This is a genomic window from Paracoccus alkanivorans, assembly GCF_003697785.1.
Taxonomy (GTDB): Bacteria; Pseudomonadota; Alphaproteobacteria; order Rhodobacterales; family Rhodobacteraceae; genus Paracoccus; species Paracoccus alkanivorans.
Genome location: NZ_QOKZ01000001.1, coordinates 361920 through 378586 on the forward strand (window position 1 = coordinate 361920; position 16667 = coordinate 378586).

22 protein-coding genes and 1 pseudogene are annotated in these 16667 nt (G+C 62.9%); 15 read left to right on the plus strand and 8 right to left on the minus strand.

From position 1 onward, the window contains the following. Nucleotides 1-141 precede the first annotated feature (141 nt). The gene (locus C9E81_RS01830; protein ID WP_122110606.1) at nt 142-420 is read left to right on the plus strand and encodes a hypothetical protein; all 279 of its coding nucleotides are present in this window, start codon (nt 142-144) and stop codon (nt 418-420) included. Then, a complete protein-coding gene (locus C9E81_RS23505) occupies nt 417-551 on the plus strand; it encodes a hypothetical protein (RefSeq protein ID WP_279432695.1) in 135 nt (44 codons plus the stop codon). Before C9E81_RS01830 ends, C9E81_RS23505 begins: the two co-directional genes overlap by 4 nt. A gap of 20 nt (nt 552-571) precedes the next feature. Here the strand turns inward: C9E81_RS23505 and C9E81_RS01835 are convergent, their stop codons facing one another. Continuing rightward, nucleotides 572-1084 carry a hypothetical protein gene (locus C9E81_RS01835; RefSeq protein WP_122110607.1) on the minus strand — a complete coding sequence of 171 codons (513 nt, stop codon included), beginning with the start codon at nt 1082-1084 and terminating at the stop codon, nt 572-574. A gap of 338 nt (nt 1085-1422) precedes the next feature. Between C9E81_RS01835 and C9E81_RS01840 the strand changes: the two genes are divergently transcribed. The 7 genes and pseudogenes from C9E81_RS01840 (at nt 1423) to C9E81_RS01870 (ending at nt 5413) form a co-directional block, all read left to right on the plus strand. Next, complete coding sequence (locus C9E81_RS01840) at nt 1423-1698, plus strand: hypothetical protein (RefSeq protein WP_122110608.1); 276 nt, start codon at nt 1423-1425, stop codon at nt 1696-1698. Next, nucleotides 1695-1889, plus strand: a complete 195-nt coding sequence (locus C9E81_RS01845) for a hypothetical protein (protein WP_122110609.1) — start codon at nt 1695-1697, stop codon at nt 1887-1889. The genes C9E81_RS01840 and C9E81_RS01845 overlap by 4 nt, the downstream gene beginning before the upstream one ends. Nucleotides 1890-2120: 231 nt before the next feature. Next, nucleotides 2121-2519 (plus strand): annotated as a pseudogene (locus C9E81_RS23630) (DNA cytosine methyltransferase); the annotation flags it as partial. Between the two features lie 10 nt (nt 2520-2529). Continuing rightward, on the plus strand, nt 2530-3288 hold the full coding sequence (locus C9E81_RS01855) for a DNA methyltransferase (protein WP_341802626.1): 759 nt from the start codon (nt 2530-2532) through the stop codon (nt 3286-3288). Between the two features lie 13 nt (nt 3289-3301). Beyond that, complete coding sequence (locus C9E81_RS01860; protein ID WP_122110610.1) at nt 3302-3520, plus strand: hypothetical protein; 219 nt, start codon at nt 3302-3304, stop codon at nt 3518-3520. Then, nucleotides 3517-4230 carry a hypothetical protein gene (locus tag C9E81_RS01865; RefSeq protein WP_122110611.1) on the plus strand — a complete coding sequence of 238 codons (714 nt, stop codon included), beginning with the start codon at nt 3517-3519 and terminating at the stop codon, nt 4228-4230. The genes C9E81_RS01860 and C9E81_RS01865 overlap by 4 nt, the downstream gene beginning before the upstream one ends. Before the next feature lie 181 nt (nt 4231-4411). After that, nucleotides 4412-5413 carry a tyrosine-type recombinase/integrase gene (locus tag C9E81_RS01870; protein ID WP_147457547.1) on the plus strand — a complete coding sequence of 334 codons (1002 nt, stop codon included), beginning with the start codon at nt 4412-4414 and terminating at the stop codon, nt 5411-5413. Between the two features lie 427 nt (nt 5414-5840). On the opposite strand, the gene C9E81_RS01875 is transcribed toward C9E81_RS01870, so the two are convergent. Both C9E81_RS01875 and C9E81_RS01880 read right to left on the minus strand, forming a co-directional pair. After that, on the minus strand, nt 5841-6314 hold the full coding sequence (locus tag C9E81_RS01875; RefSeq protein ID WP_122110613.1) for an Lrp/AsnC family transcriptional regulator: 474 nt from the start codon (nt 6312-6314) through the stop codon (nt 5841-5843). Further along, a complete protein-coding gene (locus tag C9E81_RS01880) occupies nt 6311-6766 on the minus strand; it encodes an Lrp/AsnC family transcriptional regulator (RefSeq protein ID WP_122110614.1) in 456 nt (151 codons plus the stop codon). Before C9E81_RS01880 ends, C9E81_RS01875 begins: the two co-directional genes overlap by 4 nt. A 105-nt stretch (nt 6767-6871) precedes the next feature. Here C9E81_RS01880 and ilvC point away from each other — a divergent pair, with 105 nt between their 5' ends. Further along, nucleotides 6872-7918, plus strand: coding sequence for a ketol-acid reductoisomerase (gene ilvC, locus C9E81_RS01885; RefSeq protein WP_279432699.1), 1047 nt, complete (start codon nt 6872-6874; stop codon nt 7916-7918). Nucleotides 7919-7965: 47 nt separating this feature from the next. On the opposite strand, the gene C9E81_RS01890 is transcribed toward ilvC, so the two are convergent. Together C9E81_RS01890 and C9E81_RS01895 are read right to left on the minus strand one after the other, a co-directional pair. Then, nucleotides 7966-8601 (minus strand): NrsF family protein, encoded by a 636-nt coding sequence (locus tag C9E81_RS01890; RefSeq protein WP_166461789.1) that lies wholly within the window; start codon nt 8599-8601, stop codon nt 7966-7968. Then, a complete protein-coding gene (locus C9E81_RS01895; RefSeq protein WP_122110617.1) occupies nt 8598-9161 on the minus strand; it encodes a sigma-70 family RNA polymerase sigma factor in 564 nt (187 codons plus the stop codon). The genes C9E81_RS01890 and C9E81_RS01895 overlap by 4 nt, the downstream gene beginning before the upstream one ends. Before the next feature lie 156 nt (nt 9162-9317). Between C9E81_RS01895 and C9E81_RS01900 the strand changes: the two genes are divergently transcribed. Genes C9E81_RS01900 through C9E81_RS01915 form a run of 4 tightly spaced genes read left to right on the plus strand, consistent with a single transcriptional unit; the run spans nt 9318 to nt 11665 of the window. Beyond that, nucleotides 9318-9602, plus strand: a complete 285-nt coding sequence (locus C9E81_RS01900; RefSeq protein ID WP_122110618.1) for a BufA1 family periplasmic bufferin-type metallophore — start codon at nt 9318-9320, stop codon at nt 9600-9602. Nucleotides 9603-9658: 56 nt separating this feature from the next. Continuing rightward, nucleotides 9659-10501: an MNIO family bufferin maturase gene (gene bufB / locus C9E81_RS01905; RefSeq protein WP_122110619.1), complete on the plus strand. Its 843-nt coding sequence runs from the start codon at nt 9659-9661 to the stop codon at nt 10499-10501. Continuing rightward, the gene (locus tag C9E81_RS01910) at nt 10485-11207 is read left to right on the plus strand and encodes an HvfC/BufC N-terminal domain-containing protein (protein WP_122110620.1); all 723 of its coding nucleotides are present in this window, start codon (nt 10485-10487) and stop codon (nt 11205-11207) included. Before bufB ends, C9E81_RS01910 begins: the two co-directional genes overlap by 17 nt. After that, nucleotides 11204-11665, plus strand: a complete 462-nt coding sequence (locus C9E81_RS01915) for a DoxX family protein (protein WP_122110621.1) — start codon at nt 11204-11206, stop codon at nt 11663-11665. The genes C9E81_RS01910 and C9E81_RS01915 overlap by 4 nt, the downstream gene beginning before the upstream one ends. Before the next feature lie 100 nt (nt 11666-11765). Here C9E81_RS01915 and dapA read toward each other — a convergent pair whose 3' ends face one another. Continuing rightward, entirely contained in the window at nt 11766-12641 is an 876-nt protein-coding gene (gene dapA / locus C9E81_RS01920; protein WP_122110622.1) for a 4-hydroxy-tetrahydrodipicolinate synthase, read from the minus strand. 111 nt (nt 12642-12752) lie between these two features. On the opposite strand from dapA, the gene C9E81_RS01925 reads away from it, so the two are divergent. Next, nucleotides 12753-14819 (plus strand): lytic transglycosylase domain-containing protein, encoded by a 2067-nt coding sequence (locus C9E81_RS01925; RefSeq protein ID WP_122110623.1) that lies wholly within the window; start codon nt 12753-12755, stop codon nt 14817-14819. Here the strand turns inward: C9E81_RS01925 and C9E81_RS01930 are convergent. Both C9E81_RS01930 and C9E81_RS01935 read right to left on the minus strand, forming a co-directional pair. Next, a complete protein-coding gene (locus tag C9E81_RS01930) occupies nt 14785-15675 on the minus strand; it encodes a DMT family transporter (protein ID WP_122111119.1) in 891 nt (296 codons plus the stop codon). The two genes, C9E81_RS01925 and C9E81_RS01930, sit on opposite strands and share 35 nt — an antisense overlap. Before the next feature lie 162 nt (nt 15676-15837). Continuing rightward, a complete protein-coding gene (locus tag C9E81_RS01935) occupies nt 15838-16629 on the minus strand; it encodes an inositol monophosphatase family protein (RefSeq protein ID WP_208021066.1) in 792 nt (263 codons plus the stop codon). Between the last annotated feature and the right edge of the window lie 38 nt (nt 16630-16667).

The window sequence follows — 16667 nt, forward strand, 5'->3', positions numbered from 1 at the left end:
TGAGTGCGGAATCTGCAACTATCGGCGCTGCCATTTCATGGCATGATGCACATTGAATGCGATAATCGCATTATTTCTTCTTGACCTTTAATTGCGATAATCGCACATTTAGCTTCATCGTAACCCGATGGGGCCATTGTCATGTCATTCTCTCCTATTGACACCCTTGCCCGGACCGAGCCTGTCAACACGCCGGCAAGGCGCGGCACGCTCATTGTCCGGTATCGCGACGGTGAACCTGAATGCTTTCCGGGGGTAGCATTCGCCGCTGCCAATCGGGTCTTCGATGAAGTTCATGACGCCGGGAGTTTCACCGGCTCTCTCCGTGTTACAGCAGATGGCGGCCTCGGTTTTGTGATCAACCTGTCCGAGGTCGCCAGTCTGAGCTTCCGCCTCGATGACGCGGAGGATCAGCCATGATCCTCGAATTGATCGCCCTCCGCGCCGCCCAAGCCGTTCTGTTCATCATGTTCCTACTCACGGCCCCGACCTTCATGGCGTTGCTGATCCGGTGGGGCGGCATGGCGCTGCGCCAGGCGATGGGCTGGTGACGATGAGCGCGCAATTCATCTCAGATGCGATTGAATTTGCCGCCGTACAGAGACCGTCCAGCCTTATTGTGGGCGCGCTTTCGCAGGCGCTCGATAATCGGCGGCTCCGCACCGTAAAGTGCGGTCATGCAGGCCTCGACTTCTTTCGCACTCTTCCCTCGTTGAAAATCGGCCATGAGGTCGTAATAGCGCTGCCGCAGAACCGCGTGATCTCGCGCAACCTTGCCAAAGTCCCAAACCAGCTGCAGCGATCCGATAAGCGCCACGGCAAGGCCCATCCAAAGCGCCCAATTTGGATGCCTGGCTCCAATGGCCGCTGCCGCGCCAGAACCGAGAAGCAGGTTCAGCATCGTCAAAAGACGGTGCCACCGCATCAGCGTGGTTTCGGCCATATCGTGATACAGCGCCGAAAACAGCAGTTTGAATGTAGGGTCTACTTTTGGGGCGGTTGGATAATTGGTGGTTGGCCCTTGGTGCCCCCGCCCGGGTTCGGTTTCGAGCCGGGACTGCTCGGCTTCGGTGCGCTCGCCCATCTGATCACTCCCATTCAAATCGTCTCCTTGTGCGTGTTCCATAAGGTGATGAAGGCACCGGGAAGTGCGGGTAACACTTTCCGGTGCTGCCAATATACCTTGCCCCACACGTTTGGTGAAGCACGACATCTTGTATTTCGGATCCGCGCCCGTGGTGGGCGCGGCGCCGGGGCGGCAGCCAATTTTTCTGAAAGGCTGTTCCTTTCCACGGACACTTTGAAGCCATTCCGGCCGATTTTCCCCGCGCAGCCTCCCGCATGTCAGATCGCGGCGCTCGGGCAACTGGCGGCTCTGCCGTGCATCCGCCGCATTTCTTCTTTAGTCTGAAAGGATTGCCCATGACGCGGCACGAGCTCAATTTCCTTGAATTCATCCAAGGCCTTCGGCGCGGCGAGTTGCCGGAACATTGTGATCAGAAACTCGCCGAGTTGATCAAGGCTATCCAGCAGAGCAAAGCGCCTGATGCTCCGCTGCCGATCGATCTGCCTGCCGTCGGGGGCGAGGAACCACCCTCGCCTCTCCAAACCCTCGGACGCCGCGATCTGGTCTATATTGCCATTGGCATGTTCGCGTGTTTCGCAGGCGGCGCGCTGGCTATGTGGGTGCTGAGATGAGCGTTAGGACCTTCACCCGCGAACAATTGCGCGGGGCATACGCCTTTCAGGTCCGCCAGGGCTACACGGGCGACATGGGTCGCACCGCTGCCGCGATGAAGCTGCTGGGCTCCGATGCCACCGACGACCAGATCGAGCAGCTGGCGACGGAGATCGGGCGGGCAGTTGAGGCGGAGGGCAATCAGGCATGACCGCCGAGTGCAACTTTCTGGTCCGGGCAATCTATCGCGTTGTTATCTGGCCGACGGCGTAAGATGGCTATACATGACATGGGCATATATCCCGGGCGGCCCCGAAACGGCCTCAGCCTCTGCGCCGGATACGGCGGGCTCGATCTCGGATTGCAGCTTGCCGAGCCGGGTTTTCACACCCGCTGCTTTGTTGAGCTCGATCCCGACGCCCAGGCCGCGCTTGTCGCTGGAATGGTGGGTGGAAATCTGCCCGGTCTTGCCGAACATGGCGCCGGACCTTCGAGAACCGGATCGACCGCCGCAAGCAGACGGCGCGCCCGATCTTTCCGGCCGGCCCCGGTGTGGGACAACCTGCGCAGCTTCGTCGGCGATGGTTGGCGCGGGCATATCGACACGATCCTTGCGGGCTATCCCTGCCAGCCGTTCAGCGCCGCCGGCCAGCGTCGTGGCGAGGGTGACGAGCGGCATCTCTGGCCCGATATCGAGCGGATCGTCGGAGAGATCGACCCCGAGTGGCTGTTTTTCGAGAACGTCGCAGGTCATGTCAGCCTCGGTCTTGAAACCGTGCTGCGAAGAATATGGCACATGGGCTTCACGCCTGCGGCTGGCCTCTTCTCGGCGGGCGAAACAGGCACGACGCATGAGCGCCTCCGCGTCTTCATCGTGGCCCACCGCCAAGGCAATGACCGGCGGTGCGAACTGCAATCGGGAAGCGCGCGGCGCGGGCGGACCGGACCTTCAGGAAGCAGTCCGGAACTGGCCCACGCCGATGGCGGGCACTCCGGCGCAGAACGGCAACAATGCGGCGGGCAACTCGGATTTCAGCCGGAAGGCCGAGGAACTGGCGCGGGGTCTATGGGGCATTCCGAGGGGATCGGACGGCGCGAAAGGCGGGCCTGGCCAGAGTTTCGGAGCGGGCGGGATGCCGTTGCCGGCGCAGGCAGCGCAATGGCCAACGCCCGCCAGCCGGGATCACAAGGGCAGCAGCCCCGCGAGCATGATCCGGGTCAATGGAAAAACCCGGCTGGACCTTCTGGACCATCGGGCCGAGCAAGCCTTCACCCGCCCGGACCTGCCGATGTCGATCGGTGGGCCGACATTCTCGGAACGTCTCCGTATCTCGCGCCGGCTGCGAGCCTACGTGATTGTCTGTCATGGGCGGGCGACCTGGCGGCGGCTCTTGCGGGGCCGGGCGGCGCGGCGGCTCAATCCGCTCTTTGTCGAATGGCTGATGGGCTGGCCGGAAGGTCACGCGCTCTGCGCGGCCTCGGAAACGGCGTTCATCCGCTGGCAGCGGGATATGCGTGGCGCACTCTCGCGGCTGCCCACGGTCTCCGGCCCCTGGATTTGGGAGCCCCCGGCGGAGACGCCGGTCGAGACGCAGATGGTGTTGATATGAGGGAGAGGTTGGCGTGACCGATCATCAATGCCCGGGTTCGCTGTTCATTGCGGATCAAACCATCGCCCAATGCGGCGACTGCGCAGACACCGCCGCAGCGGTTTTGCTGTTTGCCGCATTGATTGCGGGGCTAAAAGCCGGCCGTCATCCCGGTGACCTCGCCGCAGAACTCACGGAACTGACGCTTGCGGCCGAGGCGCTCACGGGAATCAAGGCGAGGGCAGCGCAATGACCCGCGCCCCATCCACCAAGCCCCTGTTCCGGGCCATCAGCGGCAAGGCATCGAGGCCCGCCGACGCAAGGTCGATGTTCGCCGATCTGCCCGAGCAGCGCCGCCCTCAGGCCGATCAGCGCCGCGACGAGGATTTCTATCCAACCGGCCAGCCCGAGGCGATCCGGGCGTTGCTTGCCTATGACGGCGAGCGGATTCGAGATTGCGGGGTGATATGGGAACCGGCCTGCGGCGATGGCGCCCTGGTCCGCGAGATCCGCGCTATGGGCGTTGGCTGCCTGGCTTCCGATCTGATCGACCGCGGCTGCCCGAAGAGCTGGATTGCGGATTTCTACAGCTATCAGGCCAGCCCGGCCCGTGGGATCATCACCAATCCGCCCTATTGCGAGATCAATGCCCGTGACGGCAAGGGCCGCTGGCTACGCCATACATTGGACATGCAGGGCTGGGACTACCTCGCATTGCTGCTGTCATGGGACTGGCCTGCGGCTCGGGCCAATGGCCTTGGCGAGCTGCTGGACACGCATCCGTTCAGCTACTGCTACCTGATGCGCTGGAAGCTGGATTTCACCGGCGAGGGCAGCCCGCCACAGCGAAACGCGTGGTTCATCTGGGATAGGCGCGATCCGCGCGGGCGCGACCAGGCACAGCTTTACCCCGATTTCCGATGGATGGATCGGATCGATGCAAGGCAGGAGGTGATGTTCTGATGGGACGGTCGCTACCCTCATGGGCCGATGAGCCTCTCGATCGCCATCAAGCGGCCCGAGCCCTCGGCATTTGTTCGCGGACGTTGACAGATCGTCTGAAGCAATGGCCCTATTACGAACGGCGGGGCCGCAAGTTAGTCTTCTACCCCGAACATATCCGTCAGCTGAGGGAGGCGTTTAAGTGTCAGGATTGCAGCTCAAAAAGCGAGGCGGAACGTGGTACGCCACCGGAACCATTGGCGGCCAACGCATTCGAAAAAGCCTTGGAACTGGCGACAAGGGGCAAGCCGAAGAACTCCGGGCGCAATACGAAGCGCGGCTCTGGAAACGTCATACCTATGGCGAAGAGGCCGTAAGGACATTCGAGGAAGCAGCTGTCAGTTACCTTGAGCAGGGCGGAGAAGGTAGGTTCCTGCCACCGATACTCAAACACTTCAAAGGCCGTGCAGTCGCCTCGATCAAGCCCGGCGATATCCGTCAGATGGCGATCGAGCTCTTCGACAATCCCGCAACACGAAACCGTCAGGGCATTACCCCTGCCAGATCGGTGATCAACCATGCCCATGAACGCGGCTGGTGTGGTCCGATCAGCGTGAAACTATTTCCGGTGCCGAAGTCGCGAAAACACAAACCGGTCGATCGGACCTGGTTGGATGCCTTCCTCGATCAGTGCGACAAAGACAACCTGCCACATCTGGCCGCCGCTGTCCTCTTCATGAACCAGACGGGGGCAAGGGCGTCTGAGGCAGCGAATTTGATGGGGGAGCATGTCGACCTGCCAAATGCCGCCGTGGTGCTGGCGAAGACGAAGACAGCCGAGTGGCATCCGAGATATCTGACCGCCGAACTCGTGGCCCGCATGGCTTCGCTGGAGATCGCGGACGGCAAGAAGGTATTCGGATATTCGCATCCGACCTCAATCAACCATCGCATGCGCAAGGTCTGCAAACGGGCGCAGATCGAATACCGATCGCCTCACTCTGCAGGTCGCCATTCTTTCGCGACGAACGCTATGCGCCTCGGGGTGGGGATCAAGGATGCGATGGACGCCGGCGGATGGAAATCAGCCGCCCTTTTCATGGAAACCTATGTCCACAGCGATGATCCGGGGCGACGTGTGGCCTCGGCCTTCGAAGGCAAAAAATTGGCACAGGTTCCCGCCAATGGCCTGAAAACAAAATAATTACAATGTATTAAGCAGATCGATCAATACCCTCCTAAGGGGCAGGTTACAGGTTCGAATCCTGTCGGGGTCACCATATGGAATCCTGTGATATGACCTCGACAGCTTTGGTGCGTCGGAAAGCTGATCATCCTAATGCTGCTCTGGCCTCTTTTCGCTCATCGCGAATCCGTGAAATACATCGAAACATAAGCCTGTTACCGTTGCTGCGTAGCGAGTGTGGTCATATGTTTCCTCCCTGTAACCCGCGTTCGATAGGGCGGTATGCCATATCGGGCGCGGGTTTTTCTCTGCCGGCAAATCATGGCCTGCCGGGAGACCCGGCCCCGAAGCGAGGCAGATTGCCGAGAGGCAGAAACAGCTGCCCGGCAGGACACATGCGCCAGCATCCTCGCTTCTTTTCAGGCGGGGCCTCGCCGAAAGAGGGTCAGCGTCCTGCGAGTGCCCCCAAGGGCCCCGGCAGCCGCTCTTCCGACAGCATGACATTCGCCTCGACCTGCCCCACTCCGGGCAAGGTCATGATCCGCCGGCGCAGGATGCGCTCGAAATCGCTGATGTCGCGGGCGGTGATGCGCAGGCGGTAATCGAATTGTCCCAGCACATGCTGCACCGTCTGCACTTCGGGAATCGCCGTTACCGCACGCTCGAAATCTTCCAGCGAGACGCGCCCCTTCGCCGCAAGGCGTATCCCCAGAAACACGGTTACGCCGAAGCCCAGGGCGGCGTTATCCACGACCACCCGCCGTCCTGCCAGCACACCGGATTCTCCCAGCTTGCGAATCCGCCGCCAGGCTGCCGATTGCCCGATGCCGATCGACCGACCGATCTCGGCCGCGCTTCTGGTCGCGTCTTCCGCCAGAAGCCGCAGAATCGCCAGATCGATCGAATCCAGTCCGCTCACAGCGTCAGCTCCGCGCTGTCCTTGATGGTGGATACCAGCATCAGCGCATCGCTGTCGGATACATGCGGCAATGTCAGGATCCGGTCCCGGTAAACCTGCTGCCAGTGCGCCATGTCGCGCGCGATCACCGACAGGCGCAGATCGACACTCCCCAGAAATGTCTGGATCTCGGTCACTTCGGGCACCTCGCGCGCCGCCGCGATGAATTCGTCCAGCGCGCGGGGATTGGTCTTGTCCAGCGTGAAGCGCAGGCTCACCTCGACCTCCCACCCCAGGGCCCGCCAGTCGATGCGGCTCCGTATCGCAGAGATCACGCCCGCTGCGCGCATGCGCTCCACGCGTCGCCAAAGACTGGCAGTAGTCACCCCCGCCCGGTCCGCCAGCGCGGAATTGGAGGCGTCAGGATCGGCGAGAAGCTGGCGCAATATGCGCCGATCCGTCGCATCAGGCATGAATTTTATCAAACTTCCATCTTTCAGGCATGAATATTTATCAATATTCGCATAATTCGCGAAAAATGAACATCCCCGGCAGCATATAAGGACTACAACACCGCCATCAGACAGGAAAGGACTTGGACCATGCGCGTTTACTACGACCGCGATTGCGATGTGAACCTGATCAAGGACAAGAAGGTGGCGATCCTCGGCTATGGCAGCCAGGGCCACGCCCATGCGCTGAACCTGCGCGACAGCGGGGCCAAAAACGTGGTCATCGCGCTGCGCGAGGGCAGTCCCTCGACCGCCAAGGCCGAGGCGGAGGGGTTGAAGGTGATGGGCATTGCCGAGGCCGCCGCCTGGTGCGACCTGATCATGTTCACCATGCCGGACGAACTGCAGGCCGAAACCTACAGGAAATACGTCCATGACAATCTGCGTGAAGGCGCGGCCATCGCATTCGCCCATGGCCTGAACGTGCATTTCGGCCTGATCGAACCCAAGCCGGGTGTCGATGTCATCATGATGGCCCCGAAAGGCCCCGGCCACACCGTCCGCGGCGAATATGTCAAGGGCGGCGGCGTCCCCTGCCTTGTCGCCGTGCATAACGATGCCTCGGGCAAGGCGATGGATCTGGGCCTGTCCTATTGCTCAGCCATCGGGGGCGGACGCTCGGGTATCATCGAGACCAATTTCCGCGAGGAATGCGAAACCGACCTGTTCGGCGAGCAGGCGGTGCTTTGCGGCGGTCTGGTCGAGCTGATCCGCATGGGCTTCGAGACTCTCGTCGAGGCGGGCTACGAGCCCGAGATGGCCTATTTCGAGTGCCTGCACGAGGTGAAGCTGATCGTGGACCTGATCTATGAAGGCGGCATTGCCAACATGAACTACTCGATCTCGAATACTGCCGAATACGGCGAATATGTCAGCGGCCCGCGTATCCTCCCCTACGAAGAAACCAAGAAACGCATGAAGGATGTTCTCACCGATATCCAGACCGGCCGTTTCGTGCGCGACTTCATGCAGGAGAACGCCGTCGGGCAGCCGATGTTCAAGGCCACGCGCCGTATCAATGACGAACACCAGATCGAACAGGTCGGCGCCAAGCTGCGCGAGATGATGCCCTGGATCAGCAAGGGCAAGATGGTCGATCGCAGCCGCAACTGACCGTCATGGAAAGGGGGCCTCACGGCCCCCTTTTTTTATGCCCAATCCTACCAGCGCAGCAGGTAGTGTCCCGCGACTGCCCCGATCCCGGTAACGATGAGTATCCCGAGCCCATACCAGGTCAGGAAAAACAGCGGCGCATCCTCGGTGCAGTGCAGCGCGTAGATGGCTGCGGACAATCCCCCGACCGCCAGGCCTATGCAGGCACCGCAATGCATGGGCGCGGGGCTTGCACCGTCCCGCATCACCCGGATGGCCAATGCCAGCGGCAGTGCCGAGATCGAAATGATCGAAGTCAGGCAAGCCTGCCGGGAACTGCCAATCACGCCGGGCCACAGTTCCGGGGCAGGAGTGGTGATCACCGACAGCAGCAGCCACGTCACCGCGGCGATCCCGGCCACAAGCGCGATCCAGAGCATCGGCACCCTGCGGGTCTGGGGCCGGGTAAGCCTTGCCGCGGCCACAAATGCGGGAAGGGCAACGCCAAGAGGCAGCAGCCATTTCATCATCGTGACCGGTGCCGCCATCGCCTGCATCAGATCGCCCCGCACCCCCAGAATCGCCAATGCCATCGCAGCGGGCAGAACAAGCCCCGCAGCGGTAAACCCGAAGATACGCGGCACGACCCGACGCGGCAGCACAGTGTCGCCCGCAAGAATGGCTATCAACTGATCCGTTTTCATAACCCTTCCTCCTTCCGGATCACCGCCAGCCGCTTGAGCGCGCGATGCAATGCCACGCGCAACGCTCCCGGAGCCAGCCCGAGCCGGCGGCCGCATTCCTCGCTGCCGCGCTCTTCCAGCGCCAGGCAACGCAAGAGCGCCGCATCACGTTCGGGCAGGCGGTCGATCAGTGTCTCCGCGTCGCGGTTCTCCAGTGGATCGGTGCCGGGTTCCGCCTCGAACTGGTCGATGAACTCATCCACCGGGACATGCACCGCGCGTCCCTTGCGGCGAAAGGCATCCACGATCTTGTGGCGCACAATGGCATAGACCCATGGCCGCAAGGGCTGCCCCGGATCCCATGTTCCGCGCTTGAGATGAATAGCCATCAAGCTGTCCTGCACCACATCCTCACACCAATCCAGATCCATGCCGGAGGCGCGCGCCCGGACAATCCCGCGCAGCACCGGCGCCATCTCAGTCAGCAGGCGTTTATAGGCGGCGGCATCGCCACGTAGTGCCGATCGCATCATATCTGACCAATCGGACTGCGCTTTCGGCGCGCCTTTACCATCCCGCATCAATCGACCCTACGTGTTGTGGCCCCACATCGTTACACCGCGACGCCGGAAAATGACAATCTTCACCTGTCCGTGATCGGGGTAACGATCTCCGGATGCATCGCGAATGGTCTTTCAGGGCGGCGACGCCGTCCGGTCCAACCAAAGGAGAGTTCAATGAATCCGAAACTCGCAACGGCGATCGCCACCGCCATCAGCCTGTCGGGTGCCGTGGCATATGCAGATGACGCAAAAAAAGCCGAGAAGGGCGATATGGAGAAATGCTACGGTGTCGCGCTGGCGGGTGAAAACGATTGCGCTGCAGGTCCGGGAACGACCTGCGCCGGCACGTCGACCAAGGACTACCAAGGCAATGCCTGGAAACTGGTTCCCGCCGGCACCTGCACCGAGATCGAGACGCCTGCCGGCCATAACGGCTCGCTCGAACCGATTGAATCCTGATCGTACGGGGCGGGCAATGCCCCGCCCCGCGCCCGCAGCAAGCATGAGGTGATCCGATGGCACTGCCCCCGCAAGCCGGCGTCGGCTTCAAACCGCAGCATTTCAAGGCGATCCGCGCAACCTGCCCCGACCTGGGGTTCTTCGAGATCCATGCCGAGAACTTCATGGGAGCAGGCGGGGCTCCCCACGCCATGCTGGCGGCGTTGCGGCAGGATTATGCGATCTCCATCCATGGCGTCGGGCTGTCGATCGGCGGGTCATCGCTGGACCCTGGCCATCTCGCACGCGTCAAGGCGCTGTGCGACCGCTATCAACCCGACAGTTTTTCCGAGCACCTGGCATGGTCCAGCCACGGCAACGAGTATCTGAACGACCTGCTGCCGCTGCCCTATACGCCCGAGACCCTGAACCGGGTCTGCGAACATGTCGATCATGTTCAGGAGGTGCTGAGGCGCCGAATGCTGCTCGAAAACCCTGCCACCTACGTGACCTTTGCCGACAGCACCATTCCCGAAACGGAATTCATGGCCATGATCGCCCGCCGCACCGGCTGCGGGCTTCTGCTCGATGTGAACAATGTCTTTGTCAGTTGCACCAACCACCGCAGCGATCCGCTGGATTGGCTCGGCGGCTTTCCCCTGGAATTGGTGGGCGAGATCCATCTTGGCGGCCATGACGAAGAGGAACTCCCCTCCGGCCCGCTGCTGATCGATGCTCATGGCCGCGAGGTGGCCGAACCGGTCTGGGCGCTGTACGGCCAAGTGCTGGACCGGGCCGGCCCGCTACCGACGCTGGTCGAATGGGACAACGACATCCCGGAATGGCCGGTGCTCAAGGCAGAGGCCGACCGTGCCAGCTCCATGCTGGCGGATCGGAGGCAACATGCAGCCGCTCAGTGATTTCACTGACGATTTTCGCAATGCGCTGACCACCGGTCCCGGTCGGATAGGGTTGAATTATACCGACGCGGAAGAAGCCGCCCGCCGCTTCGCCGTCTACCGCAACAATGTCGCGCACAGCCTGAAGCAGGCGCTTGCCCGGCGCTTCCCGGTCATTCAGCGGCTGGTGGGGGCAGAGTTCTTCACGGCTCTCGCGCGGGAATTCATCTCGAAACACCCTCCCCGCTCTCCGGTCCTGCAGGAATGGGGTGGCGCGATGCCTGGGTTCCTCCGGGATTTTCCACAGGTCGCCGCCCTGCCCTACCTGCCCGATATTGCCAGCATCGAATGGGCGCGCGGCCTTGCCTATCACGCAGCCGATGCGCAGCCCATCGATCCCGCCACCCTGGCCGAACGCGACGTTCTGCATCTGCATCCGTCACTCGCCCTGCTGCGCCTGGATCATCCCGCCGTCAGTATCTGGCAAGCCAATCAGCCCGGCCAGAACGGCCGCATCAAGGTCAATGGCCCGGAAAGCGCCCTGATCTGGCGGCGCAGCGATTTTTCGGTCGCAACCATAAGGATCGGCGCGGACGACGCCGGTTTCATCACCGGCCTGTTGGAGACCGGATCGCTGGTCAAGGCGGCGGAAATCACCGACCCGGTCGCGATGCTGTCCTTGTTACTACGCGAAAAACTGATCTGCGAAGAGGAAATGACGAGATGACCAGGATTCCGAAAGTTTCGCCCCCATCTCGGCTGGTGGGACGGTTGAACGCGCTCGGCGACCACCTGCCCTACAGCCTGGTCGCATTTGCCGCGCGGTTGTTTCCGGCAATCATCTTCTGGAACAGCGGGCGCACCAAGGTCGAGGGACTGACGCTGAAACCTTCGGCCCTGTTCCTGTTCGAGAACGAATACGCCCTGCCGGTGATTCCTCCCGAAATCGCCGCGCGCCTCGCCGCCACCGCCGAACATGTCTTTCCCGTCCTGCTGGCCATGGGCCTGATGACCCGCTTTTCGGCATTGGCATTGCTGGGAATGACCGCGGTCATCCAGATCTTCGTCTACCCCTCCGCATGGCAGACCCACGGGCTATGGGCGGTATGTTTCCTGATCCTGATCTCCCGCGGCCCCGGCGCGTGGTCGCTTGATGCGGCACTCGGTCTCGAAAATCGCCCATGATGAACCCGGATCGGCTTCTTCTTTGCCAAAATACCTCGGGGGAGCCCAGCCCTAACGGGCTGGGCGGGGGCAGAGCCCCAATCACGCCTGAGCGCCGCCCCTAAAGAAGCCCGGCATGTTCCAGCGCCGCGTCGATCTGCCGGCGGGTCGTGTCGCTCAGCGGAGTCAGCGGCAGGCGCACGCGCTCTTCGCACAGCCCGAGGCGCGACATCGCGTATTTGACACCGACCAGTCCCGGCTCGATGAAGATCGCCATATGCAGCGGCATCAGCCGGTCCTGATATTCCAGCGCCGTCGCATAATCGCCGCGCAGCGTTGCCTCCTGGAACTCGGCGCAAAGCTTCGGCGCGACATTCGCCGTGACGCTGATGCAGCCCACCCCGCCCTGCGCATTGAAACCAAGCGCAGTCGCGTCCTCTCCGGAAAGCTGCACGAAATCCGGCCCGCAGGTGATCCGCTGCTGGCTGACCCGCTCCAGCTTGCCGGTGGCGTCCTTGACCCCGATGATCCCCGGCAGCTTCGCCAGCTCGCCCATGGTTTCGGGCAGCATGTCGATGACCGAGCGGGGCGGGATATTATAGATGATGATCGGCAGGTCGACTGCCTCGGTCAGCGCGGTGTAATGCGCGATGAGCCCGGCCTGATTCGGCTTGTTGTAGTAAGGTGTTACAACCAGCGCGGCATCGGCCCCCACCTCGGCGGCATGGCGGAGCAGCCCGATCCCTTCGCGGGTTGAATTCGATCCGGCGCCCGCGATCACCGGTATACGGCCAGCGGCAAGTTTCACGACCTCTTCGACGACGATGCGATGTTCGTCATGGGTCAGCGTCGGGCTTTCGCCGGTCGTGCCCACCGGCACCAGACCATGGCTGCCCTGCTCGACATGCCATTCGACCAGTTTCTTCAGCGTGTCCAGATCCAGCTCGCCGTCCGTGGTGAACGGCGTGACGAGGGCAGGCATCGACCCTTTGAACATGACACGCTCCTGTGGTTTCCTTGCTAAAGTCGCGCGAACCTAATCCCAAGCGCGCGTCTTGCCAAGGTTGTGAATTGCGCTTTGCCGCTATCGCGGAGACACAGGGTGGTGATGCGACATATGCGCGACATGCTGGCGGTGGCCCTGTTGATCACCATGCCCCTTTCTGCCCCCCGGGCCGAGGATGCCGGCGCAATGGCGCTGGCGCTGGCGGCTGCGGATGTTCGCGATTGGGTGACGGCACGCGACGCCGCCGCCGCTTCGGGTCCGATGGCAGAGGCGCTGGTCGGCTGGCAGGCATTGCGCGCGGGTTACGGCGAGTTCGGAAACTACCTCGAGTTCATCCGCAAGAATCCCGACTGGCCGGGCCTGGACCTGATCCGCGGCAAGGGCGATGCGAAACTGAGCACCGACCTGCCCGCCGAAGATATCCGCGACTGGTTCGGCGACCGTCTGCCCGATTCGCTTGTGGCCGAGACCGCCTATCTGACAATTCTGGACAAACAGGCAGCCAGGCGGGAACGAATCCGCTTCTGGACAGAGACACCATTGAGCGCGGCGGACGAGACCGCGTTTCTCGCCGATAACGACAAGGAGCTTGCCCCGCATCATCGCGCCCGGGCCGAGCGGATGCTGGACTTGCAGGAATGGCAGCAGGCCGAACGGCTCCTTCCCAGACTGGCCGAGACCGAACGCCCGCTAGTGACCGCGCGGATCGCCTTGCAGGCCGGCCGGGCCGGCGTAGACGATCTGATCCTCGCCCTGCCCGAGGATCAGCGCGCCGATCCCGGCCTGACCATGGACCGCTTTCTGTGGCGGGTCCGGGCAAAGCAGCATGACGGCGCAAGAGCGTTGATGCTGGAGGCATCGACCAGCGCCGAGGCTCTGCGTATCCCCGCTGAATGGGCACAGATGCGGGTCGACTATGCGCGTCTGGCCATGCGCAACGGTGATTGGTCAATGGCGGAACGCCTGGCCGCCCCGCATTTCCTGCCGCCTGAAAACGAGCATTATTCCGATCTTGAATGGCTCGCGGGGTATGCCGCCTTGAAATCGGGTGCCCCGGATCGGGCGCTGAAGCATTTCCAGCATCTGGAAACCGTGGTCGGCAGTGCCATCAGCAAGGCGCGGGCCTTCTATTGGCAGGGCCGCGCATATGAAGCCCTGGGCGATGAACCCGCCGCGCGGGCGGCCTATGCGAATGGCGCCGAGATGCCGGGAGTCTTTTACGGGCAGCTTTCGGCGGAAAAGACCGGCGCTACGATGCCTGCCGAATACGCCGTACCGGGCAAGGCGGTCGAAGCCTTGCCGGACTGGCGCGGCAGCGATCTGCGAGAGAATGCCGTGTTCCGGGCAGGGCTTTGGCTGCTGGCCACCGGTCGGCCCGACGAAGCGCAGCGCTTCTTTCTTCACCTGTCCGAAACCGCTTCGCCCGAGGACATCGCCCGCATGGCGCGGCTGATGATCGAAGCGGACACCCCCTGGTACGGGCTGCGCCTGTCCAAGCGCGCCGCCGGGCAGGGCGTGATCTATCCGGCGGCGCATTTCCCGCTGACCGGGCTCGAAAAATTCGATCTCGGCCTGCCGCCGGAACTGGTGCTGTCCATCGCCCGCCAGGAATCCGAGTTCAACCATACCGTCAGCAGCCATGTCGGCGCGCAGGGGCTGATGCAGCTCATGCCCGGCACCGCCGAAGAGATGGCGCGCAAACTGGGCGAGCCGTATCAGCGGGCGCGCCTCACCTCCGACCCCGCCTATAACGCGAGGCTGGGGGCCGCATATCTGGCGGGCCTGCGGGACAGGTTCGGGGCATCCTCGGCGCTGACCGCCTCGGGCTACAATGCCGGACCGGGGCGCCCGCTGAACTGGCTGAAGGATTTCGGCGATCTGCGGCGGGATTTCGATCCGGTTGACTGGGTCGAACTGATCCCTTTCGACGAGACGCGCAACTACGTCATGCGCGTCACCGAGGCGATGCCCATCTATCGCGCCCGGATCATGGGCAAACCCGCGCCTATCCTGCCGACATGGGATCTGACCGGTGGCGGGCTGATGCCGCCCCCGCCACTGCGGCTGACCCTGGCCTTGTCGTCGCGCCCTCCGGAAAAACCGTTCATCGGACCACGGCTGCCCGGGGATTGGGTCAAGCAGACTTCAACCGCTGTCGCCAAAGAGTAAACAGCCCCGCTGCCACGACGATCACCGCACCGACGATCACGTTAGGCCGCAGGATATCGCCAAAGACGGTCAGGCCGATGATGCTGGCCCAGACCAGCTGCGTATAGGCGAATGGCTGCAGGGCCGACGCCTCGGCCATCTCATAGGAGCGGATCAGCAGGTAATGCGAGGTCATGCCGCACAGGCACAGCCCCGCCATCCAGATCCAGTCCTGCGGAGCAAGCCACTGCCATTCCCAGATACCGAACAGGGTGATCGAGACGGCCCCGGATATCCCCGTCCAGAAAAAGCTGACCATCGCCGGATCGTCACGCGACACATGCCGGGTCAGCAGCCCGTAAAGCGCGAACATCAGGGCTGCGGCAAAGGGCAGGAAGGCTTCCAGGGTCATGAAACCGCCGCCCGGCTGCAGGATGACAAGAATGCCGGCAAAGCCGATGCCGATCGCGGTCCAGCGCCTCCAACCGACCTTCTCGCCCAGGATCGGGCCGGACAGAGCGGCAACCAGCAGCGGATAAACGGTAAAGATGGCATGCGTCTCGATCAGCCCGAGGCGCACGAAAGCCTCGACCATGACGGCTGTCTCCAGCCCCAGCAACGCCCCCCGGATGATCTGGGTCACCGGCCGCTTGGTGCGGATCGCACGGCGCAGCCCCCCGGGCTGGCGCGACACCATCGCGATGACGAAAAGCGCAAAGACCCAATAGCGGATCATCACCACCAGCACCGGCGGGTAGGCCTCGCCCAGCACGCGCGAAAACCCGTCCTGCACGGCAAAGATAAGGCTGGTCAGGCACATCAGCAGGATCGCGAGGCCAGTCCGGTCAATAACCGGCGCAACCGTCCTTGGCGGCATCGGGGGCGGGGCCGAGGCGGTCGCGGCAGAGGCTGCGTAGGGCGCCTGCGAATCGGGGCTTTGGCCGAGGGTAACGCGTTCTTCCATATGCCCGCCCTTGCGCCCGTGGCGGCGCAAGGTCAAGTCATGACAGGCATGCAGCGAATACAGATCGCCTTTGCATCAATCGCGGCTGCGGACGACCTTGGCGAATGCGTCGAAAAGCTGCGGATTGGCAGCGATCATCCGCCCCGATTCCAGCGGATCGTCGCCGTCGCGGATACCTTCGACGAAACCGCCAGCCTCGCGCACCATCAGGATACCGGCAGCCACGTCCCAGGGCTGGTTGCCGCGCTCCCAATAGCCGTCATACCGGCCGGCGGCGACATAGGCCAAATCCAGCGACGCCGCGCCAAGCCGCCGCACGCCCGAGGTCAGGGGCATCAGCCGCGCCAGATCCTGCAGGGCGGCGGGCAATGGTCCGCGCCCGGCAAAGGGGATTCCCGTGGAAAACAGCGAATCGATCAGCTTCGTGCGCCCCGAGACCCGCAGCCGCTGATCGTTCATGAAAGCGCCGCTGCCCTTCTCGGCCACGTAAAGCTCGTCCTTTGCGGCGTCGAAAATGACGGCAGCGACGATCTCGCGCTTGTGCTCAAGCGCGATGCTGACCGCCCAATGCGGCAGCCCGTGCAGGAAGTTGGTGGTTCCGTCCAGCGGATCGACGATCCAGCGGCGGGTGGGATCCTCTCCCGCCTCCTCGCCGGTCTCCTCGCCCAGCCAGCCGTAATTGGGGCGGGCGGTCCGCAGCTCCTCCTTGATGATCCGCTCGGCCTCGCGGTCGGCGCGGCTGACGAAATCGCCCGCGCCCTTGACGCTGACCTGCAGATTCTCGACTTCGCGGAAGTCCTTGACGAGGCTGCGCCCGGCCTTTCGGGCGGCCTTGATCATGATGTTCAGATTGGCGCTTGCCATCACATGCTCCTATGGGGTTGGCGGCGTCATAGGCGCAAGAT